The 8592-nt window shown below is 69.6% G+C and carries 9 protein-coding genes; 7 read left to right on the forward strand and 2 right to left on the reverse strand.

The annotated features are described in order from the left end of the window. Both J0695_RS12340 and J0695_RS12345 read right to left on the reverse strand, forming a co-directional pair. Positions 1-348: amidase family protein (locus J0695_RS12340; protein ID WP_242552550.1), on the reverse strand; the 348-nt coding region annotated here is incomplete at its 3' end. Between the two features lie 11 nt (positions 349-359). After that, positions 360-1781, reverse strand: a complete 1422-nt coding sequence (locus J0695_RS12345; protein WP_206962036.1) for a cytosine permease — start codon at positions 1779-1781, stop codon at positions 360-362. A gap of 134 nt (positions 1782-1915) precedes the next feature. Between J0695_RS12345 and ureA the strand changes: the two genes are divergently transcribed. From ureA to J0695_RS12380, 7 genes are all read left to right on the forward strand, one after another. Continuing rightward, entirely contained in the window at positions 1916-2608 is a 693-nt protein-coding gene (gene ureA / locus J0695_RS12350; RefSeq protein ID WP_206962037.1) for an urease subunit gamma, read from the forward strand. Then, positions 2601-4277, forward strand: coding sequence for an urease subunit alpha (locus tag J0695_RS12355; RefSeq protein ID WP_206962038.1), 1677 nt, complete (start codon positions 2601-2603; stop codon positions 4275-4277). The genes ureA and J0695_RS12355 overlap by 8 nt, the downstream gene beginning before the upstream one ends. Positions 4278-4302: 25 nt before the next feature. Beyond that, entirely contained in the window at positions 4303-5319 is a 1017-nt protein-coding gene (locus J0695_RS12360; RefSeq protein WP_206962039.1) for an agmatine deiminase family protein, read from the forward strand. A gap of 35 nt (positions 5320-5354) precedes the next feature. Next, positions 5355-5876, forward strand: coding sequence for a hypothetical protein (locus tag J0695_RS12365; protein ID WP_206962040.1), 522 nt, complete (start codon positions 5355-5357; stop codon positions 5874-5876). Between the two features lie 4 nt (positions 5877-5880). After that, positions 5881-6495 (forward strand): TetR/AcrR family transcriptional regulator, encoded by a 615-nt coding sequence (locus J0695_RS12370; RefSeq protein ID WP_206962041.1) that lies wholly within the window; start codon positions 5881-5883, stop codon positions 6493-6495. A gap of 83 nt (positions 6496-6578) precedes the next feature. Next, the gene (locus J0695_RS12375) at positions 6579-7904 is read left to right on the forward strand and encodes an MFS transporter (protein WP_206962042.1); all 1326 of its coding nucleotides are present in this window, start codon (positions 6579-6581) and stop codon (positions 7902-7904) included. A gap of 278 nt (positions 7905-8182) precedes the next feature. Next, the coding region (locus tag J0695_RS12380) for a hydroxymethylglutaryl-CoA lyase-like TIM-barrel protein (RefSeq protein WP_505383606.1) at positions 8183-8592 on the forward strand (410 nt) is incomplete at its 3' end.

The raw sequence follows: 8592 nt of genomic DNA on the forward strand, positions 1-8592 counted from the left end.
GCTCGAACCGCCTGGCGTGTGCGCCAGGTTGCGCGGGTTACGGGTCGGCCCCGGGGCCAGCACCGCGAACTCCGCCGTGACCGTCTTGCCCGCGATCAGCGCCCCGGCTTCCCGAAGGCGCGTGACGACCGCCGCCTGAGGGCCCGCGAGCGCCTCGGGCGGGACGGAGGAGCCTGCCCGCGTGGGGAGGCCGTCCACCCGGATGATGTCCTTGATGCCGACCGGGATTCCGTACAGGGGTGGCCTGTCGGCGGGGTCCGGCCATCGTGCGGCGAGTGCCGCCGTCTCGGAGCGGAGCCGGGTTTCACGGTCCGGCTCGGGGACGAATGCCTGTATGTCACTGTCCATGGAGCGGGACGTTACAGCTCGGCGAGCGCTTCGGCAGGTGTCTGGACGGGGGCATTCGCGGGACGGGCCGTGAGCGCCGCGTACACCGCGCCGCCCACCACCCCCGAGAAGATGAAGCTGCAGTCCACACCACCGGTCAGGGAGAGCAGCGGCCCCTCGTAGAAAGGCGTCGAGACCGCGAGCAGGCCCACCGCCGCTCCCAGGGCCCAGGCCGCCGTCGCCCGGAAGTTCCAGCCGGAGCGGTACCAGTAGATCCCGCCCCGCGCACGGCGGTTGAAGACCTGGAGGGCGTCCGCGTCGTAACTGCCGCGGCAGCGTACGTAACCGATCACCGTGATCACCGCCCACGGGGTGCCGATCGCCGTGAGGAGCAGGACGAAGGACGTCATCGCCGACTGCGCGTCCCAGGCGAAGTGGCCGAGGAAGACGAAGAGGGTCGAGACGGCCGCGACCACCAGGGTCGCCCTGGCGCGCGTCGCGCGCGGCAGGATCGCGTCCAGGTCCAGGCCCATGGAGTAGAGCATCAGGCCCGCGTTGCCGACCGATCCGGCGGAGGCGGCGAGGAGCAGCGGGATCAGGTACCAGGCGGGGGAGGCCGCGACGAGCGGGCCCGCGTAGTCCAGCGAGGAGCGGGCGGCGAGTGCGGTGTACGTACCGAAGAGCTGCGGGACCAGCAGGCCCAGGCAGAGTCCGGCGCAGGTGGAGACCAGGACCGACTTCGTGGTGTGGCGGCGCGGGGAGATGTAGCGGGTGTAGTCGCCGAGCAGCGTGATGAAGGCGATCGGGCCGCTGAGTCCTGCGGCGACCGCCGAGAGCAGCCAGGTCGGCCAGAAGGAGCCGAGGAGGTACGGGGTGTCGGGGGCCGCCGCGGTCGTGAAGTCGGGTGCGTACGCGATCAGGCCGAGGACCAGGAGCGCGGTCATGCCGATGGCGAGGATCTTGCTCAGCCGGAGCAGCAGCCGGTAGCCGTACACCGCGCCGACGACGGTGAGCGCGGCGAGCAGCGCGTAGACGACGGCGTGGATCCAGCCGGTTGCGGGGAGGCCGATCAGGCGGGAGAGCGTTCCGATGATGGTGTCGCCGCCGATCCAGAGGGTCAGCGCGGTGTATCCGAGGGAGAGCAGCAGTCCGACGACCGAGCCGACCAGCCGGCCGCGAACGCCGAACTGGGCTCCGCTGGAGGTGGAGAGATTCGTGCCCGTACGGAGGGAGACCAGGGCCAGCGGCGCGGTGAGGAGCGTGCCGACGATGGTGCCCGTGATCACGGAGGTGACCGAGCCCCACAGGTCCAGGCCGAAGGAGACCGGCAGCCAGCCGAAGACGATCACGCCCAGGCAGAGGTTCGAGCCGAGCAGGATCGAGATGAGATCGCGCGGACCGCTGGTGCGTTCCGCATCCGGGATGGTGTCTACTCCGCGCTGTTCAATCGGCATGTCGGCTACCCCTGAGACTCGGAAGTTTGAGCAGCGTTCAATGTGACTTAGGGCAATGTGGCACGTCAATGTTTCCGGAGTATGAATCTCGTGGTTAGAGTGAAGTTCTAAACGATGCGTGGAGGTGTGACGGCGTGCGGCTGACCCCGACGGAACGCGACCGGCTGCTGCTCTTCGGAGCCGCCGAGCTGGCGCGGGCGCGCAGGGCGCGCGGGCTGAAGCTCAATGTGCCCGAGGCGACCGCGCTGATCGCGGACACGGTCTGCGAGGCGGCCCGCGACGGGCGGCGGCTCGCGGAGGCGATCGAGGCGGCGCGGAGTGTGCTGGGTCCCGACGACGTACTGCCGGGGGTCGCCGATGTGGTGACCGAGGTGCATGTGGAGGCCGTCTTCGACGACGGGTCGCGGCTGGCCGTGGTCAGCGATCCCATCGGGGCGGCAGGGTCGCTGGGAAGCGGGGCTCCGGGGGCTGTGCTGGCGGGACCCGGGTACGCCGAGCCCGAGGCGGCTGTGCGGGTGCGCGTGCACAACACCGCGAGCGTGCCCGTCTCCGTCACCTCGCACTTCCACTTCTTCGAGGTCAACCCCCGGCTGGACTTCGACCGTTCGGCCGCGTACGGCATGCGGCTGTGCGTGCCCGCAGGGTCCTCCGTGCGGTTCGGCCCCGGCGAGAGCGCCGAGGTCGGGCTGATGCCGATCGGCGGCGAGCGCGTCGCGATCGGCTTCGCCGGACTGGTCGACGGCCCGCTGGACGCGCCGGGCGCGAAGGAGAAGGCGCTGCGTGCCGCGGCTGCCTGCGGATATCTGGGAGCTGAGAGCGATGAGTGAGTACGCGGCCGTGCACGGCCCCCGCGCGGGCGACCGGGTCCGCCTCGGCGACTCCGGGCTGGTGGTCCGGGTCGAGGCCGACTCCCAGAAGCCGGGCGACGAGTTCCTCGCCGGGTTCGGGAAGACCGCCCGCGACGGACTGCATCTGAAGGCCGCGGCCGTCCGCGAGACGTGTGACGTCGTCATCAGCAATGTGCTGGTGATCGATGCGGCGCTCGGGATCCGGAAGGTCTCCATCGGGATCCGGGAGGGGCGGATCTCCTCCATCGGGCGGGCCGGGAACCCCGACACACTCGACGGGGTCGACGTCGTGGTCGGCACCGGCACGTCGATCGTGTCGGGCGAGGGGATGATCGCGACGGCGGGCGCGGTCGACGCGCACGTCCATCTGCTGTCGCCGCGCATCATGGAGGCCTCGCTGTCCTCCGGGGTGACGACGATCATCGGCCAGGAGTTCGGCCCGGTGTGGGGCGTCGGGGTCAACTCGCCCTGGGCGCTGCGCCACGCCTTCAACGCTTTCGACGCCTGGCCGGTCAACATCGGCTTTCTGGCACGCGGTTCGTCGTCGGACCCGGCTCCGCTGGTGGAGGCGCTCGCCGAGGGCGGTGCCTCCGGCTTCAAGGTTCACGAGGACATGGGCGCACACACGCGGGCGCTGGACACGGCGCTGCGGGTGGCCGAGGAGCACGATGTCCAAGTGGCCCTGCACAGCGACGGGTTGAACGAGTGCCTGTCGGTGGAGGACACCCTCTCCGTCCTGGACGGGCGGACCATCCACGCCTTCCACATCGAGGGGTGCGGAGGCGGCCACGTACCGAACGTGCTCAAGATGGCGGGCGTACGGAACGTGATCGGGTCCTCGACCAATCCGACGCTTCCCTTCGGCCGGGACGCCGTCGCCGAGCACTACGGAATGATCGTCTCCGTACACGACCTCAAGACCGACCTGCCGGGCGACGCCGCGATGGCCCGCGACCGTATCCGCGCCGGGACGATGGGCGCGGAGGACGTCCTGCACGACCTCGGCGCCATCGGGATCACCTCGTCGGACGCGCAGGGGATGGGCCGGGCGGGCGAGACCGTACGCCGGACCTTCGCGATGGCCGGGAAGATGAAGGCCGAGCTCGGCCCGATGGAGGGCGACGGGCCCGACGACGACAATGCGCGCGTCCTGCGCTACATGGCGAAACTGACCATCAACCCCGCCATCGCGCACGGGCTTTCGCACGAGATCGGCTCGATCGAGGTCGGCAAGCTGGCCGACATCGTGCTGTGGAAGCCCGCGTTCTTCGGCGCGAAGCCGCAGCTGGTGCTGAAGTCGGGCTTCCCCGCGTACGGGGTGACGGGCGACCCGAACGCGGCGACGGACACCTGCGAACCGCTCATCCTGGGACCGCAGTTCGGGTCGTACGGCGCGACTGCGGCTGATTTGTCGGTCGCCTTCGTCGCGCAGGCCGCCGTCGACCAGGGCAACGACGGTATGCCGACCCGCCGGCGACGGGTCGCGGTGCGCGGCACGCGCGGGATCGGACCCGCTGACCTGCGCCTCAACTCCCGTATCGGCGACGTCGGGGTGAACGCCGCGAGCGGTCTGGTCACGCTGGACGGCGACCCGCTGCAGTCCGAACCGGCAGACTCGGTCTCCCTCAACAGGCTCTATTTCTTGTGATGAGCACAGTCTTTAGGAGTTGGCGATGACGTTCCGTATGCCCGCCGAATGGGCCCCGCACGAGCGCACCTGGATGGCCTGGCCGGGCCCCAACCCCACCTTCGACAACCCGGGCGATCTGGCGGAGGCGCGGGAGGCCTGGGCGGCGGTGGCGCGCGCCGTCCGTACGTACGAACCCGTCACTATGGTCGTCGGCCCCGGCCAGGCGGAGGGCGCGCGGGCGCTGCTCGGTTCCGGCGTCGACCTGGTCGAGCGCGAGCTCGACGACGCGTGGATGCGCGACATCGGACCCACGTTCGTCACCAATGGGACTGAACTGGCCGCTGTGGACTGGGTGTTCAACGGCTGGGGCGCCCAGGAGTGGGCGCGCTGGGGGCACGACGCGAAGATCGGTGCGTACGTGGCCGACCTCGTCGGCGTCGACACGTACACCTCCCGCCTGGTGAACGAGGGCGGCGCGATCCACGTCGACGGCGAGGGCACGGTCCTGCTGACCGAGACCGTCCAGCTGGGCCCCGAGCGCAACCCGGACTGGTCGCGCGAAGAGGTCGAGGCGGAGATCCACGCGCGGCTCGGCACGACGAAGGCGATCTGGCTGCCGCGCGGACTGAGCGGCGACTACGGCGAGTTCGGCACACGGGGACATGTCGACATCGTGGCCGCCTTCGCCCGCCCGGGCGTCGTCGTGGCGCACGTCCAGCCCGACCCTTCCCACCCCGACCACGAGCTGTGCCGGGGGATCGTGGCGCAGCTGCGGTCGGAGACGGACGCGCAGGGGCGGCCGCTGGAGGTCGTGGAGGTGCCGGCCCCGACCGTGCTCAAGGACGAGGACGGGGAGTGGGTCGACTACTCGTACATCAACCACTACCTCTGCAACGGGGGAGTGGTGCTGTGCGCCTTCGGCGACCCCAGGGACGAGGAGGCGGCGGCGATCTTCCGGGATCTTTTCCCTGAGCGCACCGTGACGCTGGTCGATGCACGTACGATCTTCGCTGGTGGGGGCGGTATTCACTGCATCACCCAGCAACAGCCGGAGGTGTGAGCGGGGGCTCGCGCCGTTTCCGTGGGGGGAACAAGATGGAACGTCGTCGTGCGCTGAAGTACGGAGCGGTGCTGGCAGGACTTCTGCTGGCAGGGGTGTCGGCGGGGCCGGCGAGTCCGGCGGGGTTCGCGCTGGACTCGGAGTGCGGATTCGGCGTGGGCATGCAGCGGTTGAGGACAGGCGCCGAGTTCTGGCCCTCCCTGAACCAGCTGACGAACCATTCCGACTCCCCGATCGAGATCACCGGTGTGACGGCGGTCCATGTGCCGCAGGGGATCCGGGTCACCGGCTGGAGCGCGTACGACGCGATGCCCGACGGCCAGGCGATGAGTGGGGACGCCGCTGTCATGCGTCCGTACACGAACCTGGCCGCGCGCCCCATCCGCATCCCGGCGCGGACCGCTACGACCGTGTACCCGATGGTGCACTTGCAGCTCACCCGTCCTGGCACCTACATGCTCAAGGATTTCCGGATCGACTACATCAAGGACGGCCACCGGTACACCCAGGCCGTGGCATGCAGTGCCGAGCTGGCCTCCGGTCCCTTCGTATCCTGAGCCCATGACCGAACCCGCGGCCCGCGCACGCAAGAACGCCCCGCCCCGCGAGACCGTTCTCGCCGCGGCCATGGCCGCCATCGCCGAGCGCGGGCTCGACAAGCTCACCATGGCCGGGCTCGGGCGGACCGTCGGCATGAGCAGCGGACATCTCCTCTATTACTTCGGCTCCAAGGACGAGCTCCTCCTCCAGACCCTCGAATGGAGCGAGGAGCAGCTCGGCATGGAGCGCCGGTCCGCGCTCGCCCGCCAGATTCCCGTACGCGAACGCCTCGACGCCTTCGTCGAGCTGTACGTGCCCTCCCGGCCCCGCGACCCCCACTGGTCCCTCTGGCTGGAGCTCTGGAACCGCGCCCACGACGTCGGCGACGACGCCCGCGGCCGGCTCCTCGACATCGAGCTCTCCTGGCACCGGGACCTGGTCGCCCTCCTCGTCGAGGGCGCGTCGCGCGGTGAGCTGCGCGCCGTCGACGCCGACCGGTTCGCCGTCCGGATCCGGGCGCTGCTCGACGGGTTCTCGACCCATGTGGCCATGGGGCTCCCGGGCTCCGACCGGCCCCAGGTCCTCTCCCACATCGGGGAGTTCCTCGACGAGGCGCTCACACCCGCAAGCACGTGAGTACGCAACGCACGTAAGTACGCATGATCGTTGCCACCTGCACCCTTGTGGCCCGTCCCGTCCCTCCCTCACCGTGAACCACCATGGGACGAGAGCAATGGAAGAAAATCTGGGTCGGCTCGGCCGGCAACATGGTCGAGTGGTTCGACTGGTTCGTGTACGCCACCTTCGCCGTCTACTTCGCGGATGCGTTCTTCCCCGAGGGGAACGAGACCGCCAACCTCATGAACACCATGGGCATCTTCGCCGTGGGCTTCTTCATGCGGCCCGTCGGCGGCTGGCTGCTCGGCCGGATCGGCGACCGCAAGGGCCGTAAGGCCGCCCTGACCCTCACGGTCACCCTCATGTCGGCCTCGGCGATCCTCATCGCGGTGGCCCCCACCTACGGGGTAGCGGGCTACGGAGGCGTAGCCGTCCTCCTGGTCGCCCGGCTCCTCCAGGGGCTCTCGGTCGGCGGGGAGTACGCCGCATCGGCGACCTACCTCACCGAGGCCTCCGCCCCCGAGAAGCGCGGATTCGCCTCCAGCTTCCAGTACGTGTCGATGACCGCGGGCCAGCTCGTCGGCCTCGGGCTGCTGATCATCCTGCAGCGCACGCTGTCCGAGGACGCCCTGCACAGCTGGGGCTGGCGCATCCCCTTCGTCGTCGGCGCTCTCGGCGCGGCCATCGTCTTCTACCTCCGCCGCAGCATGCTGGAGACCGAGGTGTACGCGGAGTCGGACGCCGCGACCGACGCGAGCCGCGGCACGCTCAAGATGCTCTGGGCGCACCGGCGCGAGGCGTTCCTGGTGATGGCGCTCACCATGGGCGGCACGGTCGCGTACTACACGTACACGACCTACCTGACGAAGTTCCTGTCCAAGAGCGCCGGCATGGAGAAGCAGACGGCGACCCTGGTCTCCTTCTGCGCGCTCTTCGTCTTCATGTGCATCCAGCCGCTCGCCGGGATGCTCTCCGACCGGATCGGGCGCCGTCCGCTCCTCATCACCTTCGCGGTCGGCTCGACCTTCCTGACGGTCCCGATCATGACGATGCTCAAGCACGCGGGCACCTTCTGGCCGGCCTTCGGGCTGGCGCTCCTGGCCCTGGTCGTCGTCACCGGCTACACCTCGATCAACGCCTGTGTGAAGGCGGAGCTGTTCCCGACCGGCATCAGGGCGCTGGGTGTGGCCCTTCCGTACGCCATCGCCAACGCGCTGTTCGGCGGCACGGCGGAGTACGTCGCCCTGTGGTTCAAGAAGGCGGACATGGAGTCCGGTTTCTACTGGTACGTGGCGGGATGTGCGGCGGTCTCCCTCATCGTCTATCTCACGATGCGCGAGACCAGGGACATCGACCTCAACCGGGTCGGCTCCACGGACGCAAAGGAGTCCGCACCGGTGCGATCCACCTCACAGCTCGCATCCTGAGACGGGCCCGGCACGGAAGCGGTCCTGTGCCAGACTGCTTCCGTGCTCTCGTTCGCCATGATTATCGGCAGCAGGCGCGCCGGTCCGCAGTGACCGCCTCGTACCACGACGTACGGCGCGGACATCGTGCCCCAGACCCGCGCGCTAACCCTTCGCACCCGCGAGGGGTTTTTTCGTTTCCCGGCCCCACCACGGCAGGCAGCGAGGCGCAAGCGAAGATGGGGGCAAGTGGAGCCAGCCATTCCGGAGCCACTCACCCGACAGGAGTTCAGATCAGCATGAGCAGCAGAGACGACAGCTTCCATGTCTTCGACACCACACTGCGCGACGGCGCGCAGCGCGAGGGCATCAACCTCACCGTCGCGGACAAGCTGACCATTGCCAGGCACCTGGACGACTTCGGCGTGGGCTTCATCGAGGGCGGCTGGCCGGGGGCCAACCCGCGCGACACCGAGTTCTTCGCCCGCGCGCAGCAGGAGATCGACTTCAAGCACGCGCAGCTGGTGGCCTTCGGCGCCACGCGCCGCCCGAGCACCAAGGCGGCGGAGGACCCGCAGGTCAACGCGCTCCTCGACTCGGGCGCACCGGTGATCACCCTCGTCGCCAAGTCGCATGACCGCCATGTCGAACTGGCCCTGCGCACCACCCTGGACGAGAACCTCGCGATGGTCCGCGACTCTGTCTCGTA

Source organism: Streptomyces beijiangensis, assembly GCF_017315755.1.
Taxonomy (GTDB): Bacteria; Actinomycetota; Actinomycetes; order Streptomycetales; family Streptomycetaceae; genus Streptomyces; species Streptomyces beijiangensis.

Bases quoted from the DNA above. Each gene is read 5' to 3' on its own strand.
- J0695_RS12345 (WP_206962036.1), bottom strand. From the start codon at position 1,781: ATGCCGATTGAACAGCGCGGAGTAGACACCATCCCGGATGCGGAACGC.
- J0695_RS12355 (WP_206962038.1), top strand. From the start codon at position 2,601: ATGAGTGAGTACGCGGCCGTGCACGGCCCCCGCGCGGGCGACCGGGTC.
- J0695_RS12360 (WP_206962039.1), top strand. From the start codon at position 4,303: ATGACGTTCCGTATGCCCGCCGAATGGGCCCCGCACGAGCGCACCTGG.
- J0695_RS12365 (WP_206962040.1), top strand. From the start codon at position 5,355: ATGGAACGTCGTCGTGCGCTGAAGTACGGAGCGGTGCTGGCAGGACTT.
- J0695_RS12370 (WP_206962041.1), top strand. From the start codon at position 5,881: ATGACCGAACCCGCGGCCCGCGCACGCAAGAACGCCCCGCCCCGCGAG.
- J0695_RS12375 (WP_206962042.1), top strand. From the start codon at position 6,579: ATGGGACGAGAGCAATGGAAGAAAATCTGGGTCGGCTCGGCCGGCAAC.